Source organism: Serratia sp. BNK-10, from assembly GCF_047456065.1.
Classification (GTDB): Bacteria; Pseudomonadota; Gammaproteobacteria; order Enterobacterales; family Enterobacteriaceae; genus Serratia; species Serratia ureilytica.
This window is the reverse complement of record NZ_CP179894.1, coordinates 1,489,419-1,514,971: the sequence shown is the minus strand read 5'-3', so window position 1 is coordinate 1,514,971 and position 25,553 is coordinate 1,489,419. Positions and strand designations below refer to the sequence as shown.

At 58.9% G+C, this 25,553-nt stretch carries 20 protein-coding genes; 2 read left to right on the top strand and 18 right to left on the bottom strand.

Annotated elements, in window-relative coordinates; translation table 11 throughout:
* Positions 1 to 39 precede the first annotated feature (39 nt).
* The 4 genes from mukB to cmoM are packed head-to-tail and all read right to left on the bottom strand — an operon-like array spanning position 40 to position 7,298.
* Positions 40 to 4,488, bottom strand: coding sequence for a chromosome partition protein MukB (gene mukB / locus ACMGG9_RS07280; RefSeq protein ID WP_033642571.1), 4,449 nt, complete (start codon positions 4,486 to 4,488; stop codon positions 40 to 42).
* Positions 4,485 to 5,213 carry a chromosome partition protein MukE gene (gene mukE, locus ACMGG9_RS07275; protein ID WP_004928226.1) on the bottom strand — a complete coding sequence of 243 codons (729 nt, stop codon included), beginning with the start codon at positions 5,211 to 5,213 and terminating at the stop codon, positions 4,485 to 4,487. Before mukE ends, mukB begins: the two co-directional genes overlap by 4 nt.
* Entirely contained in the window at positions 5,194 to 6,516 is a 1,323-nt protein-coding gene (gene mukF / locus ACMGG9_RS07270; protein WP_004928228.1) for a chromosome partition protein MukF, read from the bottom strand. The genes mukE and mukF overlap by 20 nt, the downstream gene beginning before the upstream one ends.
* Positions 6,513 to 7,298, bottom strand: a complete 786-nt coding sequence (gene cmoM / locus ACMGG9_RS07265) for a tRNA uridine 5-oxyacetic acid(34) methyltransferase CmoM (protein WP_033642570.1) — start codon at positions 7,296 to 7,298, stop codon at positions 6,513 to 6,515. The genes mukF and cmoM overlap by 4 nt, the downstream gene beginning before the upstream one ends.
* A 152-nt stretch (positions 7,299 to 7,450) precedes the next feature.
* Here cmoM and elyC point away from each other — a divergent pair, with 152 nt between their 5' ends.
* Positions 7,451 to 8,224: an envelope biogenesis factor ElyC gene (gene elyC, locus ACMGG9_RS07260; protein ID WP_033650677.1), complete on the top strand. Its 774-nt coding sequence runs from the start codon at positions 7,451 to 7,453 to the stop codon at positions 8,222 to 8,224.
* A gap of 8 nt (positions 8,225 to 8,232) precedes the next feature.
* Here the strand turns inward: elyC and ACMGG9_RS07255 are convergent, their stop codons facing one another.
* From ACMGG9_RS07255 to ACMGG9_RS07230, 6 genes are all read right to left on the bottom strand, one after another.
* Positions 8,233 to 9,129 carry a YcbJ family phosphotransferase gene (locus ACMGG9_RS07255; protein ID WP_072627947.1) on the bottom strand — a complete coding sequence of 299 codons (897 nt, stop codon included), beginning with the start codon at positions 9,127 to 9,129 and terminating at the stop codon, positions 8,233 to 8,235.
* Positions 9,130 to 9,281: 152 nt separating this feature from the next.
* Positions 9,282 to 10,031, bottom strand: coding sequence for a 3-deoxy-manno-octulosonate cytidylyltransferase (gene kdsB, locus ACMGG9_RS07250; protein ID WP_033642567.1), 750 nt, complete (start codon positions 10,029 to 10,031; stop codon positions 9,282 to 9,284).
* Complete coding sequence (locus tag ACMGG9_RS07245; RefSeq protein WP_004928237.1) at positions 10,028 to 10,210, bottom strand: Trm112 family protein; 183 nt, start codon at positions 10,208 to 10,210, stop codon at positions 10,028 to 10,030. Before ACMGG9_RS07245 ends, kdsB begins: the two co-directional genes overlap by 4 nt.
* 297 nt (positions 10,211 to 10,507) lie before the next feature.
* Positions 10,508 to 11,734: a winged helix-turn-helix domain-containing protein gene (locus ACMGG9_RS07240; protein WP_033650676.1), complete on the bottom strand. Its 1,227-nt coding sequence runs from the start codon at positions 11,732 to 11,734 to the stop codon at positions 10,508 to 10,510.
* A 113-nt stretch (positions 11,735 to 11,847) separates the two neighbouring features.
* Positions 11,848 to 12,069, bottom strand: coding sequence for a cold-shock protein (locus tag ACMGG9_RS07235; RefSeq protein WP_004928241.1), 222 nt, complete (start codon positions 12,067 to 12,069; stop codon positions 11,848 to 11,850).
* 222 nt (positions 12,070 to 12,291) lie between these two features.
* The gene (locus tag ACMGG9_RS07230; protein WP_004928244.1) at positions 12,292 to 12,501 is read right to left on the bottom strand and encodes a cold shock domain-containing protein; all 210 of its coding nucleotides are present in this window, start codon (positions 12,499 to 12,501) and stop codon (positions 12,292 to 12,294) included.
* 525 nt (positions 12,502 to 13,026) lie between these two features.
* Between ACMGG9_RS07230 and ACMGG9_RS07225 the strand changes: the two genes are divergently transcribed.
* Positions 13,027 to 14,433: a VOC family protein gene (locus ACMGG9_RS07225; RefSeq protein ID WP_414162008.1), complete on the top strand. Its 1,407-nt coding sequence runs from the start codon at positions 13,027 to 13,029 to the stop codon at positions 14,431 to 14,433.
* Between the two features lie 2 nt (positions 14,434 to 14,435).
* Here the strand turns inward: ACMGG9_RS07225 and lpxK are convergent, their stop codons facing one another.
* The 8 genes from lpxK to serC form a co-directional block, all read right to left on the bottom strand.
* Positions 14,436 to 15,416 (bottom strand): tetraacyldisaccharide 4'-kinase, encoded by a 981-nt coding sequence (lpxK, locus tag ACMGG9_RS07220; protein WP_033642564.1) that lies wholly within the window; start codon positions 15,414 to 15,416, stop codon positions 14,436 to 14,438.
* Positions 15,416 to 17,164, bottom strand: a complete 1,749-nt coding sequence (gene msbA / locus ACMGG9_RS07215) for a lipid A ABC transporter ATP-binding protein/permease MsbA (RefSeq protein ID WP_033642563.1) — start codon at positions 17,162 to 17,164, stop codon at positions 15,416 to 15,418. The genes lpxK and msbA overlap by 1 nt, the downstream gene beginning before the upstream one ends.
* A 35-nt stretch (positions 17,165 to 17,199) precedes the next feature.
* The gene (locus ACMGG9_RS07210; RefSeq protein WP_414162264.1) at positions 17,200 to 19,431 is read right to left on the bottom strand and encodes a ComEC family protein; all 2,232 of its coding nucleotides are present in this window, start codon (positions 19,429 to 19,431) and stop codon (positions 17,200 to 17,202) included.
* 315 nt (positions 19,432 to 19,746) lie between these two features.
* On the bottom strand, positions 19,747 to 20,031 hold the full coding sequence (gene ihfB, locus ACMGG9_RS07205) for an integration host factor subunit beta (protein ID WP_004928264.1): 285 nt from the start codon (positions 20,029 to 20,031) through the stop codon (positions 19,747 to 19,749).
* Positions 20,032 to 20,093: 62 nt separating this feature from the next.
* Positions 20,094 to 21,767, bottom strand: coding sequence for a 30S ribosomal protein S1 (gene rpsA / locus ACMGG9_RS07200; protein ID WP_004928267.1), 1,674 nt, complete (start codon positions 21,765 to 21,767; stop codon positions 20,094 to 20,096).
* A 184-nt stretch (positions 21,768 to 21,951) separates the two neighbouring features.
* On the bottom strand, positions 21,952 to 22,641 hold the full coding sequence (gene cmk / locus ACMGG9_RS07195) for a (d)CMP kinase (RefSeq protein WP_004928270.1): 690 nt from the start codon (positions 22,639 to 22,641) through the stop codon (positions 21,952 to 21,954).
* A gap of 258 nt (positions 22,642 to 22,899) precedes the next feature.
* Positions 22,900 to 24,186, bottom strand: coding sequence for a 3-phosphoshikimate 1-carboxyvinyltransferase (gene aroA, locus ACMGG9_RS07190; protein WP_187048778.1), 1,287 nt, complete (start codon positions 24,184 to 24,186; stop codon positions 22,900 to 22,902).
* 113 nt (positions 24,187 to 24,299) lie between these two features.
* Positions 24,300 to 25,385, bottom strand: a complete 1,086-nt coding sequence (serC, locus tag ACMGG9_RS07185) for a 3-phosphoserine/phosphohydroxythreonine transaminase (protein WP_028127991.1) — start codon at positions 25,383 to 25,385, stop codon at positions 24,300 to 24,302.
* Positions 25,386 to 25,553 lie beyond the last annotated feature (168 nt).

The window sequence follows — 25,553 nt, the reverse complement described above, 5'->3', positions numbered from 1 at the left end:
GCGGCGGCTATTTTCAGATTTTTAGGGCGTTTTTCTGCGTTACGGCGTTTCGACCGGCGCAGTGCCCAGCGCCGGCGGCTCGCTGGCGAAACCGCGCAGCCCCACCACGTGCACATGCTCGTGGTTCTGGAACACCTTACGCACCAGTTTATAGGTGGTGCCCTTCTCAGGACTGATGTTTTCCGGCGCCGCGATAATCAGCTGCATCTCCAGACGGTCACACAACTCGAACAGCGTGGCGATCGATTTGGCATCCAGACGCGCCGCTTCATCGAGGAACAGCAAGCGACATGGCGAGATGTCTTTACCGCGCAGGCGGCGGGATTCTTCTTCCCAGCTCTGCACCACCATCACCAGAATTGACATCCCGGTACCGATGGCTTCACCGGTAGACAAGGCGCCGCTTTCCGCACGCAGCCAGCCGTCGGAGCCACGGTACACTTCCACTTCCATCTCCAGGTAGTTGCGGTAGTCCAGCAACTCCTCACCGATGGTCTGCGGCGTGCGCTGCCCCATATCGATCTGCGGATTCAGACGCTGATACAGCTTGGCCAACGCTTCGGAGAAGGTCAGGCGGTTGCTGTTGAACAGATCCTGATGCTGTTCCTGTTGCTCGGAGAGCACGTCCAGCAGGGTGGCGTGCGCTTCGCGCACGTTAACGTTCAGACGGACGCTCTTCACCTGGCCGAAAGCAACGGCCTGCAACCCCTGGTTCAGCATGCGAATGCGGTTCTGCTCGCGCTGAATGGTTTTGCGAATGATGTTGGCCACGCTTTTCGAACTGATCGCCAGCTTCTGCTCGCGCGCGGTCAGTTCTTCGGTCAGACGGCCCAGCTCAATCTCCATCTGCTCGATGGCCTCGACCGGATCGTCGGTACGGATGATGTCCTGGCGGATACGTTCGCGCAGGTGTTGGTACACCGCAATATAGAACTGAATCTTACGCTCCGGCCGCTTCGGATCTTCCGACAGACGCAGCACGTCGCGCAGGTGTTCGTTGTCCGCCACCGCCAGACGCAGCGCGCCGAGCGCCTTATCCGACATCGAGCGCAGCTCGTCGCCATCCATATACGCCAGCTCGCGGCGATGCAGGCGGCGTTCCACGCCGTTGTCTTTCACCAGACGCATCACTGCGCACCAGCCCGCCTTGGCGGTCACCACCTGCTCGCGCAGCTGATGGTAGTCGCGTTCCAGCTTGCGCAGTTTCTTCTGCAGGCCATCCATTTCGGCTTCGCAGAAGGTCAGCTGTTTCTCCAACTGATTGCGGCGAGCGCGGTTGTTACTCAGCGCCGCATGCAGCTCGTCGCGGCGCTGACGCGCGCGCGCTTCCGCGTTGGCGTCGGCCTGCACGCCGATATCCACCAGCTCCTGGCTCAGCTCTTTCAGCATGTCGCGCTTGGCGTCATACGAGCTTTTCAGCGAGGCCAGCACCTGGCTGTATTGGGTGAACTGGGTTTGATATTGACGCAGCTGCTCACGGGCGCGGGCGCGTTCGGCTTCCGCCTGTTCCAGACGCTGGCGCAGCTTGTCGTTGAGATCGTTGTTGGCATTCTGCATACCGGCGGAGTCGGTATAGCTGAAGTGCGCGCGACGCTGCACCACCTCTGTCAACGCGAACGCCTGCTGTTTGGCCTGACGCTGCACGCTTTGCGCCTGCGCGTAGTCCTGCTGCAGCTGTTCATGCTGCTGCGGATCGCTCTGCAGCACCGACAGCAGCGGCTCCAGTTTGGTCAGCGACACCCCGTGCTGTTGAATGTGGCGCGCGGCGTCCTGCGCTTCTTCCAGCTCTTCACGGATCTCGTCGACGCGATCCTGCAGCGTTTCATCGTTCAGCAACGACACCAGCGGCATCAGGCGGTTGAGCGCGGAAATGCCCTCTTTGGCCTGATCGTACTGCTGGCGCTGCTGCTGATTCTGCGCTTCGTGATTGTTCAGCGCACGTTCGATCTCGCCGCGACGGGCGTTCAGATTGCGGATCTCCGCTTCCGGGTCAGCGTCGAACGCCACCGCCAGATGGGTGCCGATAAAGCGGCTGAAGGCCTGATGCGAACGCTGGGTTTTCTGCACGTCGAACGACAGCGTGGCATAGCGCTCCGCCAGCGTTTCACGCTCGGCATGCAGCACTTCCAGACGGTTTTCGCGCGCCGCGCGGCCGAACAACGGCACTTCCGGGTAGCGGGAATAACGCCACTGGCGATCGGCGATCTTCACCACCACCGCTTTGTCCTGCTCTTCGACGGCGAATACGCTGTCATCGAACGACTGCGGATCCCCTTCGATCAGGTAAAGATCTTCCGGGCAATCTTCCAGCCCTTCCAGCATCTCGCGCACCAGCGACAGATCCGGCACCACGATGGCGTGGCGCGAAGGGCCGTACAGCGCCGAGAAGTAAGGCGCGTCGTCGATGGTGACATCATCGTAAATTTCCGACAGCAACACGCCGCCGAAACGTTCGGCCAAGGTGACCAGACGTTGATCTTCCGCGCCGCCCGGCTGGCTGAGACGTTCGATCTGCGCTTCCACTTCGCGCTTGCGGGCCGCCACCTCGTCGCGCTCGACGGTGGTTTCACGCTCGCGCTCCAGCAGCTGCTGCATGTATTCGGTCACCTGCTGGCTGTTTTCCAGCGGCTCTCCGCTCTGATCGCTGAGCTGGCTCAGGGCGTCCTGCGCCGCCAGCCACACCGGCGCACGCGCCGTCAGTTCACGGATGCGCTGCTGGATCTGCTCCAGCTCCTGGCGCATCTCCATGCGGCGTTCACCGGCTTCGCTGACGTTCTGCGACAGCGCTTCCAGGCGCTCTTCCAGCTCCTGCTGCAGCATGTCGAGATCGTCCGGCTGGTACTCCTGACCATGGCGTTTGCAAAATTCTTGCAGCAGCCGCTCGGCGTCCTGCTGCGAGCGCAGGCGCTGTTCCAGTTCGCTCAGGCGCAGTCGCAGCGGCTGAACGCGCTCGGCGAGGTGTTGCTGCGAAGGCCAGTCGCGCAGCAATTCGCGCGCACACTGCCAGGCTTCGCTGCGGCTGACCTGGCCGGCGATTTTACCCACCAGCTGATAGGCCTGCTCGAACTGGCCGTGCGCGGCGTCGGCCACGCTCAGCTTCTGCTCCAGCATCAGCAGCGCTTCGGTCGCCTCCTGCTCACGAGCCTGGAAGGTGTCCAGCCACTGTTCGGCGTTGTCGGCGGTCAGGTCCGGCAGTTGGCACAGCGCGCGCGCGCGCTCCAACGCCTGCAGCGCCTGTTGGTACTGAATGGCGCGGGTCTGCTGCACGTCAAGCGCCTGCTGGTAGTCGGCCAGCTGGCTCTTCAGCTCGTCCACTTCCAGCTCGGCCGCTTCGGCGCGCGCTTCGTTCTCGGCCTGCTGCTCGCTCGCCTCGGCCACCACTTCGTTCTGCTCTTCCAGGCGGTAGGTCAGCTCTTCCAGATCGGCTTCATAGCGTTCGATCTTCTCCTGCTGACGCATCGCCGTCTGCACCAGGTTCAGGTGGTCGCTGGCGGCCTGGTAATCGGTTTCCAGATCGGATTCGGCGCCGCTCTGCTCGCTCAGCTCACGCGCCATTTCCACATGGCGATACTGTTCGGCGGCCAGCTGCTTGCGGCTGCCCAACAGATCGCTGCGCAGCGCCAGCGCGCCGTCCAGGTGGATGCGGCGTTCGTTGGCATGGCGCATATAGTCCGCCGCCACATAGGAGGTGGCCTCGGAGATCAAATGCTTGAACAGGTCGCGATCCGACTGGGTAACGCGGATCGCTTCCAGCGTCATGCGGTTTTCGCGCAGCGCCGCTTCCATGTCCTGGAACGCCTTGCGCACGCCGCTGTTTTCCGGCAACAGGTAGTCGCGCAGCGAGCGGGTGATGGCGCTGGAGATGCCGCCGTACAGCGACGCTTCAATCAGACGATAGAATTTGCTGCGATCGGCGGACGAACGCAGGCGTTTCGGGATCACGCCCAGATCGAACATCAGCGAGTGGTAATCGGTGATCGAGTTGAACTGCTTGAACTGCACGCCTTCCATCTCTTCCACGCGCTCTTTCAACTCTTGCAGCGACAGCACGCGCGCCTGGCGCTCACCCACGGTCTGGGTCAGCAATTCAGTCGGCTGTACCGCGGTCGGCAGACCCTGGATGGTGAAAGGTTTGATATCGACCTTGCGATCGCGTCCCGCCACCTGCTGCAGACGCACGCCAACCACCACGCGCTGGTGGCGCGAGTTGACGACGTCGAGGGTGGAGTAACATACGCCGGCGCGCAGCTTGCCGTGCAGGCCCTTGTCGCGCGAACCGCTGGTGGCGCCCGCTTCGGTGGTGTTACGGAAGTGCAGCAGCGTCAGATCGGGGATCAGTGCGGTGACGAAGGCCGCCATGGTGGTGGATTTCCCCGCCCCGTTCCCGCCGGACAGCGTGGTCACCAGCTCATCGAGATCAAAGGTGCGGGCAAAGAAGCCGTTCCAGTTAACCAGCGTCAGCGAGCGAAATTTACCGCGTTCAATCATTCCTGTTCATCCTCTGCACCGTCAGGAGCGTTATCAACCTGCTGATCCTCAGCGTCATTCTCATCGTTAAGCGACAGGCTGGTTTCAACCGGCATCGCCTCGCCGTCGCGAATCATGCGCAGCTGCGCTTCACGCGGATCGTCGCCGCTGCGCACGTCGGCGCCGAAGCGGAACACCGCCTCGGTAATGCGGAACTTGCTGCTGTCATTGCCCATGAAATAGACCATGCCGAGGCGGCGCAGGCGGTTGAGCGAGGTGCGCACCTTCTCGTGCAGCTTCTGCCGATCGAGATCCGAACCGGTAGAGCGCTGGTTGACGAACTTGAGCAGCTTGTTCTCATCCGCCAGGCTCAGCAGTTCATCGTACAGCTCCTGATGGCTGAAAATGCCTTCGTGCGCCAGGCGCTCGGGGCTGAGATACAGGTAACACAAGATCTTGCCGACCATCATATCCAGCTCGGACAGCACCGAACGCGGGATCAGCGTGGTGGAGCGCGGGCGCAAATAGAAGAAACCTTCCGGCGCCCGAATCAGCTCGACGCTGTAACGGTTGTAAAACTCTTCCAGCTCATCCTGGAAATCCATTAAAAAGGCGTGGTTGTCCAGCTCATCGATACCGATGTGACGACCCGCGCGCAGTTGGCTGTCCAGCGCCGGGAACAGCGAGTTGGACAACGCTTTGGCCAGCTTGACTGGCATTACTTGTTCAATATTTGTCGATGACATGGGCCTGGACCTTGGCTCCGTAATCATTGATTGCCTGCCATTCCGCCGGCAACCCTGAGAAATCTGCTTCAGCCACACCGAGGCGCACTGCCTGGTCGACCACTAAACGTGCCACGTCGAAATGACGCGCACGTGGATATTGCGCCAGGTAATCGCGCATCACCGCTGCAAGGTTGAGCGGCATCTGCTGTTCCTGGTACACCTTCAACGCCTCTTCGATCATCGCCGCCAGCTGTTCGCGAATCTCGCTGAACTCTTCGAACTCCAGATCCGGCGGCAGTTCCCCGGTCACTTCCTCGCTGCGCAACGCCAGTTCTTCGTCGCGCATGTCCAGCAAACGATCGGCATTGGCATGGGTCAGCGCCCACGGGTGGTCGAAATAGGTTTGCACCGACTGGCGCAAGCGTTGGGCGAACACGCGGTTTTTATCCATATCGATAGCGGTACGGATAAATTTGTGTACGTGACGATCGTAGCCGATCCACAGGTCGATCGCCTGCTGGCCCCAGCTGATGATGCGATCCAGCTTGCTCTGCAGATCGAACACCAGCTTGTCGACGAAGCCGAGCTCCACGTTGCCGAGGGTTGCGTCCTGGATGCGCAGCAGATTGGCCTGCAGCTTGTCGCCCGCCGCATCCAGCGTATCCTGCAGTTCGCGCAGGGTGCCTGAGGTTTCCGACAGCAGCATTTCGCAGCTGGAGATCGCCGCCCGCCAGTCTTTGCTCAGCAGCGCCGCGATGTCATTTTTCACGCTCTGCTGCTGCTCGTCCATCACGCGTTGCGTCATGTCGATGCTGTCGAAGATTTCCGCCACCGAATATTTCAACGGCGCGAACACGTTGCGGTGCCAATGGAAATCGTCGCCGCCCTCGTCGGCGGCATCGGCGGCGCGCTTCAGTTCCTGCGCCACGATCGACAGCTGCATCGACAGACGCAGCGTGGAGAATTCGCGTTGGCGAATATAGTAATCGGTAATGCCGATACCCAGCGGCGTCAGGCGGTAAATCGCGTTACCGTCCGCCAGTTCGCTGGTAAAGCGGTTCAACAGGCGCTGGCGCACCATGTCGTTGATCGCATTGTTGGCGCGCATCGCCACCGTTTCATGCGTCTGTTCAAAACCCTTGCTGACATGGCGAAATGCATCAACCAGCTCACCTTCGCTCATCTCGCCGTCCAGCCGTTCGCCATTCAGGGTGGCGATAGCGAGCAGAAATGCGAGACGCTCCGTAGGGAGCGAAATAGAGAAATCATTTTTCCGTGCCCAGGCGACCAGTTCGGGTACTGTCTGGGAAAATTCACTCATAGTTCGTCCTTCAGGTTTGGTTTATGCGCCATGACGTGAATATAGCGCCCCAAACTCACGTACGGCTCCTGCCGGCAATAGTGCTGTTCAAGCGCCAGTAACTCTTCAAATTTTTGGGTTTGCAGCTGTCTGCTCTGCAGATAGTCGTGGAACACCCGCACGCCGGTTTTGCCGCTGATGCGCATGCCCAGCTGTTCCAGCCAGCCGTAGACCAATAGCGGATCGTGCGGATATTGCGGCGACAGCGAACGCTTGCGGCGCCGTCTGACCTCGGGATCCACCAATTGGAAGTTACCCAACACCACGTTACGCATCAAGAGACCGTTGGCGTTGAAGAACATCAGCGACAGCGCGCCGCCCGGCGTCAGACAATCGCACAACGCCTGCAGCGCCGCCACGGGTTCAGCGATCCATTCAAGCACTGCATGAAACAATATCAGATCAACCGGCTGTTCCAAATGTTGAGCGATATCCTGCGCAGAACTTTGTACGAATTGCATGTTCTGGCTCACACCTTTCTGCTCCGCCAGCTGCGCGGCGCGCTGGATCATCTCACCAGAAAGATCGCACAACAACACCTGATGTCCTAATTCTGCCAGTTGGCAAGCCATATGGCCTTCACCGCCCCCGGCATCGAGGATGCGCAGCGGCCGCTGCGGCAACTGGGCCAGCAGCCCGGTCAGATCCTGCCAAACCACCGCTTGGCGGATTTTTCCTTTCGTGGTGCCGTAAATATTACGCGCAAATTTTTCAGCAATATCGTCAAAATTACGATCCTGCATGGACAACGGCTCCGCTGATCTCAGTCTTGTCGGCGGCAAAGCGCACGCCCATTCAAACCTGCTATTTTGGCACAGACTGGCTTAGAATGTATCTTCTTGCGGCCTGTTTATGCCTGGATGCCGTTTTTTCACTCAAAAGGATCTGATTTTCGATGCTGTTCAACCTGAAAAAGTTCTTTGGCGCTCTGCTGATGCCGCTGCCGCTGTTGATGCTGCTGATGGGGCTGGCGCTGCTGCTGCTGTGGTTCACCCGCTGGCAAAAAAGCGGTAAGACGATTTTCACGCTGAGCTGGCTGTTTTTACTGCTTTTCAGCCTGCAACCGGTGGCCGACCGCCTGCTGCGGCCGATCGAAGCCGAATACCAGACATATCGCGGCAACGATGCGGTCAGCTACATCGTGGTGTTGGGCGGAGGCTATACCTACAATCCCGACTGGGCACCCAGCTCGAACCTGCTCGGCAACAGTCTGCCCCGCGTGACGGAGGGCGTGCGGCTTTATCTGGCACACCCTAGCGCCAGGATGGTGTTTACCGGCGCGCCCGGCGGGCGCATGCAGAGCAACGCCGCCACGGCAGCGCTGGTAGCGGAAAGCCTGGGCGTGCCGCGCAGCGACATGGTGATCCTGGGGGAACCGCGCGATACCGAGGAAGAAGCCGCTCAGGTCGCCAAGTTGGTCGGCGAACACCCCTTCCTTCTGGTGACTTCCGCCAACCATCTGCCGCGCGCCATGCGTTTCTTCGAGGCTAAGGGCCTGCACCCGATCCCGGCCCCGGCCAACCAATTGGCGATCGACTCGCCGCTGAATATCTGGGATCGCGCCACGCCGTCGTCGATGTTCCTCGGCCATACCGAGCGCGCCTGGTATGAAACGCTGGGCAGCCTGTGGCAGCGGCTGAAAGGCGCGGATAGCGCCGGCGCCGAGTAAGGCCCCGTTCAACCGGCCAGCCAGGGCAGCAGCTGTTGCGACGCATAGTCGAACGGCTGCCGCTCCAGCTTGCCGGTATGGATCAAACGCCCTACCGCTTCCCACACCACGTACAGCCAGCGCCGCGCCAGGAAAGCGTCGGCGACCGGCGCCCGCTGCAGATAGCTGAACAACAGTTGGCTGGGCATGCCCGCTTCGCAGAGGCGGAAAAGCTCGTATTCGCGCGGCGCCCACAGCACCACACCGGGATTAAGCACCGCCAACAGCTGATCGCTTTTGGGATCTTTCAACATGCTGCGCAGCGACAGGTTACCGTGCACCAGGACGCAGGGATCGTCGAAACCGACGAAGAAATGGGTCAGCGCTTCGCGCGTGCGGTACAGCAAACGCCGATCTGCCATGGTCAGCTGCGGGGTAGTGAGATTGACCACCGTCGCCCACAGCACTTCGACCCGCTGTTGATACCAGCAAAACCAGTCATTCTCCTGCGTACTGTCAACGGTGCCAACGCTGCCATGGCTGTCGATGCGGTGCCAGGCCAACATCCCGTCAACGATCTGCTCCATCAACATGTTCCAGCGATCCGGCGAACGCGTTGGCGCTTCGGCCGACACGCCGCGCAGACGCTCGATCAGCAGGATTTCCGTATACGGCGCCTGGTGGGTGCATACCACGCCGTACACCGTGGGCAGGCGGATATCCCCGTCGCGCGCCAGCATCGACAGCTTGTACGCCTCCTGCTGGGCGATGCCCTGGCAGATAAAACTTTTCGCCATCAGCGGGATAGCGTTGCCCTGGCGATCGTACAGTGAATACATGTGCGCATAAGGCTGTTCGCTCACCCGCTCCAGCCGGCTGACGGACTCACCCAGCACGATGCTCAGTTCGGCGCGTAACTGCTCCATAAGGCATTCACCTCAGGCTAATAAGGGGGGTATGCGTAACATCATCGAACGGTGAGCGGAAAAATTCTTCAACGCAGATCAACAAAACGGGGATCAATAATGGGAGGTATTGCATCGTCGGCGCGTTGCGCGCCGCGCCGACGAAATCAGGCTCAGGGTTGAATGCTGTCGCGCACGCGCTGGAGATCTTCCGGCGTATCGACCCCCACGCTCGGAACCGCTTTCGCGACCGCCACGTGGATTTTTTCACCGTACCACAGCACGCGCAGCTGTTCCAACAGCTCGATCTGCTCCAGCTGGCTCGGCGCCCAGCTGACGTAGCGGCGCACGAAACCGGCGCGGTACGCATAGATGCCGATGTGGCGCAGCAGGCTGTCGCCGATGCTCTCCTTCGATGCGGCGAAACGCTCGCGATCCCAGGGAATGGTGGCGCGCGAGAAGTAGAGCGCGTAACCCTGCGCGTCCATCACGACCTTCACCGCATTGGGGTTGAATGCCTCTTCGGCGCTGTCGATCGGCACCGCCAACGTCGCCATGCCGGCCTGGCTGCCCGCCAGGTTTTCCGCCACCTGCCGCACGATAACGGGTGGGATCAGCGGCTCATCGCCCTGCACGTTAACGATGATCTGGTCGTCGGCAAAGCCGTAGTGCGCGATCACTTCCGCCAAACGCTCGGTGCCGGAATGGTGATCCGGGCTGGTCATGCACACTTCGCCGCCGGCGGCTTCTACCGCTTTGGCGACTTCAGGGTGATCGGTCGCCACGATGACGCGGCTGGCACCGGACTCACGGGCGCGTTCCATCACGTGCACCACCATCGGCTTGCCGTGAATATCGGCCAGCGGTTTGCCCGGCAAACGGGTTGAGGCGTAGCGGGCGGGAATAATAGCGATAAAACTCATGCGTGCTTCTCGTCCAGGGACAGCGCACGCGCTTCATTTTCCAACAGCACCGGAATGCCGTCGCGCAGCGGGTAAGCCAACCCGTCCGCTTTGCACACCAGCTCCTGGTTTTCTTTATTGAAATAGAGTTTGCCGTTGCATACCGGGCAGGCAACGATTTCGAGTAAACGGTGGTCCATGCATCCTCCGCAAGGGGATAGGTCATCTGGGAAGGCTGTGAGGATAGCATAACGCCCGGCCTCAGGTTAATCATCGGCGGCGCCAAGCCGCCGATATTTCCTCATGGCGCCCGCGCAACGGCTTGAACTGCGGCGCCACACGGCGTAGAATTTTGTGATTAAAATCACAAAAAAGACCGTAATACGTGATCAAACGTCTGCATAAAATCATCGCTCTGTTCGCTAACTTCAGCCACTGAGCCCACTTTGTAACGAGCGGCGCTTAACTTCGTTTTACCCCACCGACGGCGTCGCTCGTTATCCCACTTCCCAGCCGGCTCCCCATTCAGCGGCCAACGCCGCCGGAATGTCGCCCAGCGCAACGCGTTGCGCGCCGTGCCAATGAGCCGTGCGCGCGATGGCTTGCCGGATATCCTGCGTTCGCTGTTTGCCGAAGCGCACCTGCGGCTCCGCATGGAAACTGATGATCTCGAAGATGCCCTGGCGTCGGTGCGCCTTGGCATCAATCCGCCCCACCAGGTCGCCTCGATGCAGCACCGGCAACGTGAAGTAACCGTAGCGGCGTTTTTCTTTCGGCGTGTAACACTCCAGCCGATAGTCAAAGTTGAACAGCTCCAGCGCCCGACGACGATCCCACACCACCGGATCAAAAGGCGACAACAGGCTGGTGACCGTCGATTTGAGTTTGCCCTGCTCCGCCAGCGGCAGCAGTTCCGCCAGTGATTCATGCACATAAAACGGCCCTTCCAGCCCCTCGACCCGCACCGGCGTAATCTCGCCCTGTTCCTGCAGCGCTGCCAGCAAGTCTTTTGGCGCCACGCGCTTCAGCCGATAGTAGTCCGCCAACCACTCGGCGCGGAAAATGCCCAGATAGCGGCAGGTGCGGCACAGCATCTGCCGGCGCGCCTGCTCCACGGGCAGCGCATGCCGCGCATCGTCCCAGGCCGGCAGCAGCCTTTCGGTCAGATCGTAAACCCGGTGGAAGTTGCGACGTTCGGCCACCATCAGCTTGCCGGCGGTAAACAGGATCTCCAGATGCCGTTTCTCCGGTTTCCAGTCCCACCACCCGCTGTTGCCCTTCTTCTCGGCGCTGAAATCCGCGGAGCGCACCGGCCCCTGTTGTTCGATGTGCCGCAGCAAGCTGTCCATCGCCGCCTGGTGCTGCTGCACCCAGTCGGCGGAGTATTTCCAGCCCATATCATGCGGCGCCAGCATGCGGTGGCGCAGCAGACCAAAATCTTCGATCGGCAGGAAACAGGCCTCGTGCGCCCAATACTCGAACAGCTTGCGGCCGGCGAGCGCCTGCTCAAGCCACTCCGGCTGATAGGCTCCCAAACGGCTGAACAGCACCAGATACGGGCTGCGAGCAACGACGCTAATGGTATCGATTTGTAACAGCCCCATGCGCTGGATCGCACTCACGACATCATCGGGCCGAGCCTGGCGTTTAAGCGGAGAAAGCAGCCCCTGGGCGGCAAGGTGCAGCGCGCGAGCGGCGGTAAGGGAAATGGTCGGGGTGGTCATCCTGATATCCGTGGCGAGTAGGCAATGGCCTGATAATAGTGGATATCGCGGGATTTATCTTCGCCAGTGCTTGCGGGTGGCGACACCGGCACTGGCGAGGAAGGAGGATGCGATCAGAACGCGATAACGTCTGCCGCGGACAGCCCATGCGAGCTGCGATAGATCGAGAACTCAACGTTCTGACCTTCGTTCAACGACTTATTTTTGGTGTTGGCGATAGCGTTGCGATTGACATAGATTTCGTCGCTGCCATCTACCGGTGAAATAAAACCATAGCCTTCGGCCTGATTAAACCATTTCACACGGCCCATTTTTAACACAGTATTTTTAAACATAACTTATATCCTTTTACTTGAGCATCCTTGACAACGTCATTTTTTATATTGTCTGGACGCTACCAGCCCATCCTAAAGTTTTTCGTAACAAACCTCTCGTGAGCAAAAAATTAAAAAACCCGCACTAAGGCGGGCTTGTTGAACTTAATATCTTCCGCATGACTCAGCGCTGAGCGTCACCATGGTTGTATTAAGATCTCTTTATACGCGTTCCCTGTCTTCTTACAGAGCAACTACGTTGGCGGCAGCCGGCCCGCGCGGGCTGTCCTGGATGGTGTACTCGACGCGCTGGCCTTCAGCCAGGGTCTTGAAACCGTCGGTCATGATTGCGGAGAAGTGTACGAATACATCTTTGCCGCCATCGTGCTGCTCAATGAAACCAAAACCTTTGCTTTCGTTGAACCATTTAACTTGACCCGTCTTCTTAGACATTACTTTTACCTTTAAATATATTTACAAAATCTGCCATAAGAGGCAATTGCGGCCATTTCAGAAACATTACTTATGGGAGGTACTTAGAAGGTTCGTCTTTGAAGCGGAATCGGATGATAACGTTTTTGGAGGAACTGCTTAACTCTAAACTCGAACATAAATAGGTCTGGATCACAGGCCGACTTGCATTTACTCATAAAAATGGTGAATGCACAAGGGGTTTATTGCATTAAATTCATAAATACGTCGAATTTATTTTTATCCCCCTGAATATGCATGACTTAATTTAACGCTCGCCGCGGCCGATCCATCGCGTTCCCCTCCTCACCGGGGCATCATTTGTCCGTCCGTGCGCTGCAAATGAGAGCTAACGCATAAAACTCTAATATGCTTGCCACGTCTATAACAAATCCCAAATCAGATAGCTAAACTTGAGGGGAAAACAAGGCAGACGGCTTTTTCGCCAGCACTTTTGCCGCTAAAAACACTATTTTTCAGATTATGCTGAATCAAGGAGCTATGCGCATGACCGCCCAGCAGTTCGTTTCACCTAATGAAATCCGCGCCAGATTCTCTCACGCGATGTCGGACATGTACCAAAAGGAGGTACCGCTGTACGGCGATCTGCTGGAACTGGTGGCGGAAACCAACCGACAGGTTCTGCGCGAAGATGCCGCACTGGCTCATCAACTGCAAATCACCGGCGAGATCGAACGCCTTGCGATGGAGCGCCACGGCGCGATCCGGGTCGGCACGGCGGACGAACTGGCCACCCTGCGCCGTCTGTTCCAGGTGATGGGCATGGCGCCGGTCGGTTACTATGATCTGTCGGTGGCGGGCGTTCCCGTGCACTCGACCGCCTTTCGCGCCGTACACGAAGACGCCCTGCAAATCAGTCCGTTCCGCGTGTTTACCTCCCTGCTGCGCCTGGAGCTGATAGAAGATCCCGCGCTGCGTGAGCTGGCCGAGCGCTTGCTGGCGCGCCGCCGCATCTTTACCGATCGCGCGTTGGAACTGATCGCGCTGCAGGAAGCGCAAGGCGGGCTGAATGAAGTGCAGGCGCAAGAATTTGTCGAACAAGCGCTGGAAACCTTCCGCTGGCACAACCAGGCGACGGTCAGCGCCGAAGAATACCGGCAGTTGCACGATCAGCATCGCCTGATCGCCGACGTGGTGGCGTTTAAAGGGCCGCATATCAATCATCTGACACCGCGCACGCTGGATATCGATCGCGTTCAGCAGGCGATGCCCGCCCGCGGCATTACGCCCAAGGCGGTCATCGAGGGCCCGCCGCGTCGCCGTCGCGCGATCCTGCTGCGCCAGACCAGCTTCAAGGCGTTGGAAGAACGCGTCGATTTCGTCGAGCATGACGGCCACGTCGTCGCCGGTCATCATACCGCGCGCTTCGGCGAGATTGAACAGCGCGGTGTGGCGCTGACGACTAAAGGAAGAGAACTCTACGACCGTCTGCTGAAGGCCACCAACGATGCGCTGCAGGCGCCGCCGAGCGAGAAAAATGCCGAACGCTATTATCAGCTTCTGGAAGAAAACTTCCGGGCGTTTCCGGATGATTACGCCACGCTGCGCGAGCAACAGCTGGCCTGGTTCCGCTATTTCCCGACCGAATGCGGCCTGGCGGCCAAAGAATCACTGGATAAGCACAGCACCCTGGAGCAACTGATCGAGAAAGAACACGTTCGCTTCCAGCCACTGGTATATGAAGATTTTCTGCCGGTCAGCGCGGCGGGGATTTTCCAATCGAATCTGGGGGACAGCCGCCATGCACAGTACAATGCGGCGTCAAGCCGGGCAGCGTTTGAACAAGCATTGGGCAGTGAGGTGATCGACGAGCTGGCGCTGTATCAGCAAACCCAGCAGCGCTCGCTGGAAGCCTGCGCGCAAGCCTTGGGGCTTGTCACGCAGGCATCCTGAGATTACTTAGACAGCAGGGACTCGATATCCTGCAGCAGTTGCTCAGCCTGAGCGGACGGTAGCACCGCATCAACCGGTAGATACCACCAATTGGGCTGGGCAAAGGCGCGACACTTCACCGCGTCCTTCTCCGTCATCAACAGCGTTTGATCTGCATTAACCAACGCCGCCAGCTGCGCCTGCTGATATTCCTGATGATCGGCAAACGCCACTTCCTGCACGACTTCGACGTTCAACTTTTCCAACGTCGCGAAGAAACGCGGCGGATGGCCGATACCCGCCATCGCCACCACGCGCGGCAGCTCGGCCACCGGGCGACGTTCACCGCTCAGCAGGTTCACCGCATCACGCGCCTGCAGACGCATGGCAATTTCCCCGGCCTGCGCCACGCCGCCATTGGCGACACGCGCATCGACACTGCCAAGCCGCGCAGCGCGCTCGCGCATCGGCCCGGCCGGCAACCACCAGCCGTTACCGAACCGACGCACACCGTCGATGACCACCAGCTCGAAGTCACGCTGTAAAGCATAGTGCTGCAAGCCGTCGTCGGTGATGATCACATCCAGCGGCTGTTGTTGCAGCAGAGCCTGCACCGCCTCGGCGCGCTTGGGCGCGATCGCCACGGGTGCCCCGGTACGCTGATAAATCAGCACCGGCTCATCACCCGCCTCGCGGGTCGACGTATTCTGACCCAGCACCAGAGGATAGACCGCCGACTTGCCGCCGTAGCCGCGCGACACCACCCCAACACGGTAGCCCCGTTGCTGCAGGTGCTCCACCAGCCAGATCACCATCGGCGTTTTGCCGTTGCCGCCGGCGGTGAGGTTACCCACCACCACGACCGGCACCGGCGAACGCCAACTTTTACGCAGGCCGCAGCGGTAACTGAGGCGGATCAGCCAACTGAACAGGCCATACAGCCACGAGAGCGGCAATAGCGCCAGATAAAGCAGCGAACCGCCGGACCAGATGCGCTCAATCATTATTGACCAAACTGCATGCGGTGCAGCTGCGCATAGGCGCCCTGCCGCTCAAGCAACTCGGCGTGCTCACCGCGTTCGACGATGCGGCCGTCTTCCACCACCAGGATCTCGTCCGCCTTTTCAATGGTCGACAGACGGTGCGCGATCACCAGTGAAGTTCGGTCTTTCTGCAGTTCGTCCAGCGCGGCCTGAATGGCCCGCTCGGACTCGGTATCCAGCGCAGAGGTCGCCTCATCCAGGATCAGGATCGGGCAGTCACGCAGCAGCGCGCGCGCGATGGCGATGCGCTGGCGTTGGCCGCCGGACAGCATGACGCCGTTTTCACCGATCACCGTATCCAGGCCATTTTCCATCTTGTTGATGAAGTCCATCGCGTACGCCATTTCGGCCGCTTTTTCGATCTGCTCGCGGCTGTATTCGCTCTCACGCGCATAGGCAATATTGTTGGCGATGGTGTCGTTGAACAGGTGCACGTTTTGCGAAACCAGGGCCACCTGATTACGCAGTGAGGCCAGGGTGTATTCGCGCAGATCGTGGCCATCCATCAGAATTTCGCCTTCCTGGATATCATAGAAACGCGTCAACAGGTTGGCGATGGTCGATTTCCCCGAACCGGAACGGCCCACCAGCGCTACGGTCTTGCCTTCGGCGATGTTCAGGTTGATATCACGCAGCGCCGGCGTTTCCTTGGACGGGTAGTAGAAGGTGACATTGCGGAATTCGATATCGCCTTTCGCGCGCTTCACTTCGCGGGTGCCGGTATCTTTTTCCTGTTCCATATCCAAAATGGAGAACAGCGTCTGGCACGCCGCCATCCCGCGTTGGAACTGGGCATTGACGTTGGTCAGCGACTTCAGCGGACGCATCAGCGCAATCATCGACGAGAACACCACGGTAATGGTACCGGCGGTCAGGGTTTCCATCACGCTTGGGAAGCTGGCGGCAAACAGCACGAACGCCAGCGCCAGCGAAGCGATCAGCTGAATGATCGGATCGGAAATCGAAGACGCGGAAACCAGCTTCATGCCTTGCTGACGCATGCGGTTGCTGACCGAATTAAAGCGCTCGGTTTCCACCTGCTGGCCGCCGAAGATCAGCACTTCTTTATGGCCTTTCAGCATCTGTTCGGCGCTGGTGGTCACCTGCCCCATCGTGTTCTGCATGTTTTTGCTGATGTTGCGGAAACGCTTGGACACCAGGCGAATGGCAATGGAGACGATCGGCGCCAGCACGATCAGGATCACCGACAGCTGCCAGCTGTAATAGAACATCATGATGAACAGGCCAATGATCGAAGCCCCTTCGCGCACCACGGTCACCAGCGCGCTGGAAGAGGAGGAAGCCACCTGTTCGGAATCATAGGTAATGCGCGACAACAGGGTCCCGGTGGACTGTTGATCGAAGAAGGCCACCGGCATTCTCATCATGTGGCCAAACAGGCGGCGGCGCATCTGCATCACCACCATGCCGGAAACCCAGGAAATGCAGTAGCTTGAAACAAAGCTGGTTACGCCGCGCATCAACATCAGCGCGATGACGGCCAACGGCATCCACACCAGCACGCTGCTGTCGGTTTTTCCAAACCCATCGTCCAATAGCGGTTTAAGCAGAGACAGCATCAGCGTGTCCCCCGCTGCGTTCATAATCAACGCAATGGCGGCTACAATCAGCCCGGTCTTAAAAGGAGTGATCATCGGCCAGAGTCGACGGAATGTCTGCCAGGTCGAGAGATCTTTATCATTCATCATGCAAATACCAGCATCGGAAGAAATAGCGGCCTATTTTACTCATTATCACCCTCTACGCCAAACCGCTGATGGTACCAACGGGGCATTAATTGTTCGCGAAAGCCCTTAATTTGCCAATCGTTGTCGAAAAAAAGTACCGATAACTGGCCGGAGCGCGTCGTATCGCGCCATATAATGCCATTTGCCCGGTATCTGGCGACCACTTTACGCGCCGGCAAACGCCATTTGTTGTAACGAGATGCTGACGCCAATGCCGCCTGAGGATTAACCGCGCGCAGAAACGGCGGCGTGGAAGAGGTTCGGCTGCCATGATGCCCCACCTGCAACACCGTCGCCGCCAAGCGATCGCGCCGCAATCGGAGCAGCTGCGCCTCCGCCTTTTTTTCCGCGTCGCCGGTCAGCAGCAGGCTGTGTTTCCCGTCGTCGATACGGATCACGCAAGAGTCGTCATTGCCCGGCTTTTTACTCGTTTTCGGCGGCCACAGCACTTCGAATTGCAACCCCTGCCAGCGCCAGCGCTCACCGGCGACGCAGGGCAAGTGCCCCTCCCCGCGCATCGGGCTGCGTACCGTAGCCCCTGGAAACGCCCGTCGCACCGTCGGCAGGCCACCGGTATGATCGAGATGATCATGGCTGATAATAATCTGTTCCAATTCAATCCCCCGCCAGTTCAACATTGGCAAAATATGCCGTTCGGCGGCGCTGCCGCCCGGCCAACGATCGCCGGTATCGTACAGTATTCCCTTGCCGTTTCGCTCAATGACCACCGCCAAGCCGTGCCCGACATCGAGCATATCGACTCGCCAGCGGTATCCCGGCTCTTTTTCCCGCCACAGCACACAGCATATCGCTATCGTCGCCAGCCCCGGTGCATAACGCCGCCACCAATGAAAGCGCCAACAGATGACGATGAGCCACCCCGCCGCGCTGGCCAGCAGCGAGGCAGCCCCCAGATCCACCCAACCGCGTTGGAGGTAATGCAGCGGCACAAACACCCAGTACAGCGTGAAGTCCGCCAGCCACCATAGCCCGTAGCTTAACGAGGGAAAGAAGCCAAATATCACCGCCAGCAAAATCAGCGGCACCGCCACCAATGAGACAATAGGTACCGCCCACAGATTGGCGGGTAGCGAGGTCAGCGTCAGGCCCAGAAACAGCGCGGCCTGCATCGGCACCAGCAGCAGCGTCATGCCGAGCTGAATATGCAGCCAGCGCACCGGCGCCCAATACCAGGCCGACCGGAATCGCTCACCGAGCGGTGCCCATTCAAACCAAAAAATCAGGCAACCTACCGCCAGCACCGATAGCCAGAAACTGTCTGACAATACCGCCAGCGGATCGCACAGCAAAATCAGCCCGATACACCATAGCCACACCTGCCAGGAAGAACAATGAACGCCACGCAGGCGCAGCAACATCCACAATGTCATGGCCAACACGGTACGCACCGCCGGCGGCTGGGCGCCCACCAACCAGACATAGATCAGCGTCGCCACCCAGCCCGCGACCAGGGGAAAACGATAGCCAATCAGATGGGAGGGCAGAAAAAACTGCAGCGCCCGCAGCGCAGCCCAGAACAAAATGGCGACCATCGCCACATGAAGCCCTGAAATGGCCATTAAATGCGCAATGCCGGTTTTCAGCATCAGCGTGCGTAAAGGCTGTTCCAGCGCGGTTCGCTCCCCAAATGCCAGCGCCAACAATACCGCCTTGTAACGCAGCTCACCGATGTTGGTTTCCGCATGGCTGATTATGCGCTGACGCAGGCTACAACCGCCATCCAGCAAACGGGCCTGCCTGACCAGGCCCGTCAACGGCTGGCGCTGTGCGATCGCCCAACGTTGGCTGTCGAAGCCCCCTTCATTGAGCTTGCCGTGCACCGGCCGCAAGCGCAGTTTCAATTGCCAACGCTGCCCGGCGCACAGCCGCTGCTGTTCCGGGGCCCATAGCGTGGTAAACATCAATGCAGGCGCCAGCCAATGGCCATCGATCCGCTCGATACGCATTAGCGTCTGCTTGCTGGCGGCCGGATTCAACGCGATGCTGCTTACCTGCACCACCGCCGTCACTTCCGGCCCGCGGCTCAAACGCTCCATTTGCCCGATCAGGCTTCCGGCATTGAAAACCGCCCACGCGAACCCCAACCCCAGGCAGGCCAAATAACGGCAGAATGGCCTGCGCGTGCGCAGCAGTAAACAGACAACAAGCAAAAGCGGCCACAGCAGCCATTGCTCAGGCAACTGCGGTAAAACCAACAGCGGCAGGATGCCGCAGATAACGGCGAATATCGCCAGATCCAGCGAAATTTTGATCGCTTTTCTCCCATCGGCTCCGCCATGAGCAAAGACGCGTCACGGCAAGCAAGCAGGATCATTCAGGCGACACGTCGCCGCCAGCGGGCTTTAACGAAGATGCGCTGAACATGGCAGGATAAGAGAGATCTATGCAGGAGCCACATCGTCAATGCGGCGCAGTACGCAACTCGCGAGCGTATCGCGGAGAATTGCAGGCGAAAAAAAACGGCGCCTTACAGGCACCGTTTTATATTCTTTTCAAGCAACAACGCTATGAGCAGTCAGCGACTAGCCATAGATATTGGCGCGGTCACGCAACTCTTTGCCTGGTTTGAAGTGAGGAACGTACTTGCCGTCCAGCTCAACTTTGTCACCGGTTTTCGGGTTGCGACCTACACGCGGGGCACGGTAGTGAAGAGAAAAACTGCCGAATCCGCGGATCTCAATGCGTTCGCCCTCGGCCAGCGTAGCGGCCATGTGCTCAAGCATCTCTTTCACTGCATCCTCAACGGCCTTCGCCGGAATATGAGATTGCTGGCCAGCAAGTCTTTCAATAAGTTCAGACTTGGTCATAGTACCTCCAAGCTTTGCAGCTAAACTACCGTATCGGGGCGGTCAGAGACCGCCCCCCGTCATTACTCGCCTTTAGCCGCTTTGAAAGCTTCAGCCATTGCGTTAGAGAAGTTGCCTTCTTCCTGTTTGTTGTTAACAGTTGCGATGGCGTCTTTCTCGTCAGCTTCGTCCTTAGCACGTACGGACAGGCTTACAACGCGGTTCTTACGGTCAACGCCGGTGAATTTAGCTTCAACTTCGTCACCTACGTTCAGAACCAGAGTTGCATCTTCAATGCGGTCGCGAGAGGCTTCAGATGCACGCAGGTAACCTTCTACGCCGCCTGCCAATTCAACTGTAGCACCTTTGGCGTCAACTGCAGTGACTTTACCAGTAACAATAGCACCTTTCTTGTTCATAGACAGGTAGTTATTGAACGGGTCTTCAGCCAGTTGCTTCACGCCCAGGGAGATACGCTCGCGCTCTGCGTCAACTTGCAGAACAACCGCAGCGATTTCGTCGCCTTTCTTGTATTCACGTACTGCTTCTTCGCCTGCAACGTTCCAGGAGATGTCAGACAGGTGAACCAGGCCGTCGATGCCGCCGTCCAGGCCGATGAAGATACCGAAGTCAGTGATAGACTTGATTTTACCTTCAACGCGGTCGCCCTTGTTGTGGGTCTCTGCGAACTGCTGCCATGGGTTGGATTTGCACTGCTTCAGGCCCAGGGAGATACGACGACGTTCTTCATCGATGTCCAGAACCATCACTTCCACTACGTCGCCCACGTTAACAACTTTGGACGGATGGATGTTTTTGTTGGTCCAATCCATTTCAGAAACGTGTACCAGACCTTCAACGCCTTCTTCGATTTCCACGAAGCAGCCGTAATCAGTCAGGTTGGTTACACGGCCAGTCAGCTTGGTGCCTTCTGGGTAACGTTTCGCGATAGCAACCCATGGATCTTCGCCCAGCTGTTTCAGGCCCAGGGATACACGAGTACGCTCGCGGTCGAACTTCAGCACTTTAACAGTGATTTCATCGCCAACGTTGACGATTTCGCTTGGATGCTTAACGCGTTTCCAAGCCATGTCAGTGATGTGCAGCAGGCCGTCTACGCCGCCCAGATCAACGAATGCACCGTAGTCAGTGAGGTTCTTAACGATACCTTTAACTTCCATGCCTTCCTGCAGGTTTTCCAGCAGTTGATCGCGCTCAGCGCTGTTCTCGGATTCGATAACCGCACGGCGAGAAACGACAACGTTGTTGCGCTTCTGATCCAGCTTGATGACTTTGAACTCAAGCTCTTTGCCTTCCAGGTGCAGAGTGTCACGTACCGGACGCACGTCAACCAGGGAACCTGGCAGGAACGCGCGGATGCCGTTCAGCTCGACGGTGAAGCCACCCTTCACTTTGCCGTTGATAACACCGGTTACAGTCTCAGCTTCTTCGTAGGCTTTTTCCAGCGTGATCCAAGCTTCGTGACGCTTAGCTTTCTCACGGGACAGCAGGGTTTCACCGAAGCCGTCTTCAACAGCATCCAGAGCAACGTCAACTTCGTCACCAACCTGGATTTCCAGCTCGCCCTGGGCGTTTTTGAATTGCTCAGCCGGGATGGCAGACTCAGATTTCAGACCGGCGTCAACCAGTACGATATCTTTGTCGATAGCAACAACGACGCCACGAACGATGGAACCCGGGCGGGTTTCGATTTCTTTTAAGGATTCTTCAAAGAGTTGAGCGAAAGATTCAGTCATGTTGTTAATCTTCAGGATTCTTTAGTTTAACGTCCATTTAGCGTCCCGCCGAATGGGGTTGTTTCACATACCCCGCCATTGGCTCCATGCCGACAGGGTTTAAGGTTACAGGGGTAAAATTTTACCCGATATATTGCGATACCGCTATGACAAATATGACAAAAAGCCAGTAGCGCCGCCGCGCTTATTGCTGCGGCAACGCCAACACTTTCTGTGCATACGTCAACGCCTGCCGGATCACTTCTTCGATCGACATGCTGGTAGAATCCAGCACGAGGGCGTCAGAAGCGGGCACCAGAGGCGCGATAGGCCGATTACGGTCACGGTCGTCCCGTTCCTTTATCTCGGCTAAAAGACGTTCAAAGTTAACATTAAAGCCCTTTTCCTGCAACTGCAGCATGCGGCGGTGCGCGCGCTCCTCCGAGCTGGCGTCGAGGAAAATCTTGACCGGCGCGTCCGGGAACACCACCGTGCCCATGTCGCGGCCATCAGCAATCAGGCCAGGCGCCTCGCGAAAAGCGCGCTGGCGGCGCAGCAACGCCTCGCGCACGCGCGGAAACGCCGCCGCTTGCGACGCGGTGTTGCCGACGGTTTCGGTGCGGATCTCATTGCTGACGTCCTCACCTTCCAAAATCACTTGCAGCTTGCCGTCCTGGGCAACGAAGCGAACATCGAGATGTGCGGCCAGCGGAACCAGCGCTTCCTCAGAAGTGATATCCACCTGATGATGCAACGCCGCCAGCGCCAGCACGCGATAGATCGCGCCGGAATCCAGCAAACGCCAACCAAGGGACTCGGCCAACGCTTTACACAGCGTGCCTTTGCCTGCGCCACTTGGTCCATCAACGGTTATCACCGGGGCTGTAGCCGTCATTTCTCTCTCCTTCAGGTAGAAAACCTCACAGAGACACGGCGCGCTTCGACTCGAAGCCCGGGTGCTCTGTCACCTGCCCAATCAGGGGCAAATACGGTGGCGTATTATACGCTGCCCTACGGCGATCTGTTACCCTGGAACTGTCCGGTTGTTGAAAATAAGCGCACAACCGCGAAAAAGTATAGAAGAAACGTCGGTCGCCGGGGGTTAAAAACGATAAAGGCCCGCAAAGGGGCCTTAAAAGAAATGATCTGACGGTTACGCTGGCCGGCTGATGCGCGCCAGCTGTTCGAAATAGTCCGGGAAGGTTTTCGCGGTGCACTTCGGATCGAGGATCGTGACCGGGGTATCCGACAGCGCCACCAGCGAGAAGCACATCGCCATGCGGTGATCGTTGTAGGTGCCGATCTCGGCGAACTGCAGTTTGGCCGGCGGCACGACGTGAATGTAGTCTTCGCCCTCGTCAACTTCCGCCCCCACTTTACGCAGCTCGGTGGCCATCGCCGCCAGACGGTCAGTTTCCTTCACCCGCCAGTTGTAGATATTGCGGATGGTGGTCGGCCCCTCGGCGAACAGCGCCGCGGTGGCGATGGTCATCGCCGCATCCGGAATGTGGTTCATGTCCATATCGATGCCGCGCAGTTCACCGCGGCTGCACTCGATAAAATCGTCGCCCCAAGTGATGCGCGCCCCCATCTTCTCCAACACATCGGCGAATTTGGTGTCACCCTGCACGCTTTTGCGACCGATGCCGGTCACGCGCACGGTGCCGCCTTTGATCGCCGCCGCCGCCAGGAAGTAGGACGCAGAAGAAGCGTCGCCTTCAACCAGATAGTCGCCCGGCGCGATATACGTCTGGTGCCCCTGAATATGGAACACCCGGTAATTGTCGTGGCTCACCGATACGCCGAAGGTGCGCATCAGGTGCAGCGTGATGTCGATGTACGGCTTGGAAACCAGCTCGCCTTTGATGTGGATTTGCGTATCCTGCGGCGCCAGCGGCGCAGTCATCAGCAACGCGGTCAGGAACTGGCTGGAGACGCTGCCGTCAACGGTGACGTCGCCGCCCTGGAAACCGCCGCGCAGGCGAATCGGCGGGTAATCGGTCTGCTCGAGGTAATCAATCTGCGCCCCGCCCTGGCGCAACGCGTCCACCAGATGGCCGATCGGGCGTTCTTTCATGCGGGGTTCCCCGGTCAGCACCACATCACCTTCACCAAGGCACAGCGCCGCCGCCAGTGGGCGCATCGCGGTGCCGGCATTGCCGAGGAACAGTTCCAGCGGCTGGTCGGCCACCAGCGGCCCGGCCACGCCGGTCACTTCACACACGGTGCGGTCGGCGGAAAGCTGGTAGTTCACGCCCAACGCCTGCAGCGCATTCAGCATATGACGCACATCGTCGCTGTCCAGCAGGTTGGTCAGCCGGGTCGTTCCCTCCGCCAGCGCCGCCAGCAGCAGAGCGCGGTTAGAAACGCTCTTCGAGCCGGGTAAGTTGACGGTGCCATTGACCAGGGCGACCGGTTGTAACGTCAGGGAATCCACCATGTGAACAAAACTCTCCAATTCTGATAAACGAAACGGCTCCGGAATAATGCCGGAGCCGCTTTAATGCAAAAGGACAACAGCCTGGTCAGCCCGCGCCCGGCGAGCTGACGGAATCAACCGTGACGACGCTCGAAATCGGTCATAAAGTCGGTCAGCGCCTGTACGCCGGCCAGCGGCATCGCATTGTAAATAGAAGCGCGCATGCCGCCAACTACGCGGTGACCTTTCAGCGCCTGCAGGCCAATGGCCTCGGCTTCGCTGAGGAACACCTTGTCCAGCGCCGCATCGGCCAGCTGGAACGGCACGTTCATCCACGAGCGGTTGGCGATGGCAACCTGGCTGCGGTAGAAGTCGGATTTATCGATGGTCGCGTACAGCAGCTCGGCCTTGGCCTGATTGCGTTTTTGCATCTCCACCAGGCCGCCCTGCTCTTTCAGCCATTTGAACACCAGCCCGGACAAGTACCAGGCGAAGGTTGGCGGGGTGTTGAACATCGAATCGTTCTCGGCCAACACGGTGTAATCGAGGATCGACGGCACTTCTTTACGCGCCTTGCCCAACAGATCGTCACGCACGATCACCAGCGTCAGACCGGCCGGGCCGATATTTTTCTGCGCGCCGGCGTAAATCACGCCGAAGCGGCTGACGTCGAGCGGGCGGGACAGAATGGTCGAGGAGTAATCGCCGATCACCACTTTGTCGCCGAAGTCCGGCGTTTCATCGATGGCTACGCCGTCGATGGTCTCATTCGGGCAATAATGCACGTAAGCCGCGTCGTTGCTCAGCTGCCACTCTTTCATCGGCTTGATGCCGCTCAGGCCGTCGATGCGGGTTTTCACGTCGATGACGTTCGGGGTGCAATACTTTTCCGCTTCCTTGATGGCGCTGTGCGCCCAATAGCCGCCGTCGATGTAGTCGGCGGTGGCCTTGTCGCCCAGCAGGTTCAGCGGCAGCGCGGCGAATTGCGCGCGGGCGCCGCCGTGGCAAAACAGCACTTTATAGTTGGAGGGGACTTTCAGCAGATCGCGCAGATCCTGTTCCGCCTGCTCGGCAACGGCGATGAATTCTTTGCTGCGGTGACTGATCTCCATCACTGACGTGCCCAGGCCGTGCCAATTGCACAGTTCCTGTTCCGCACGACGCAACACTTCCACCGGCAGCATCGCCGGGCCAGAGCTAAAATTATAAACCTGAGTCATTTCCCCTCACCACATTCACTGTTCGCCGCAGAAAAGCGACCTGTCGAAAAGATGCCCGAAGCTAACGCTCGCGTTAACCAACCCTTCGGTTTTATCACTCACGCCCCATGGCTGCAACGCTTATTCGCCCGCCGGCGGCAAACAGGCGCACCGGGTGATGACAGGCTC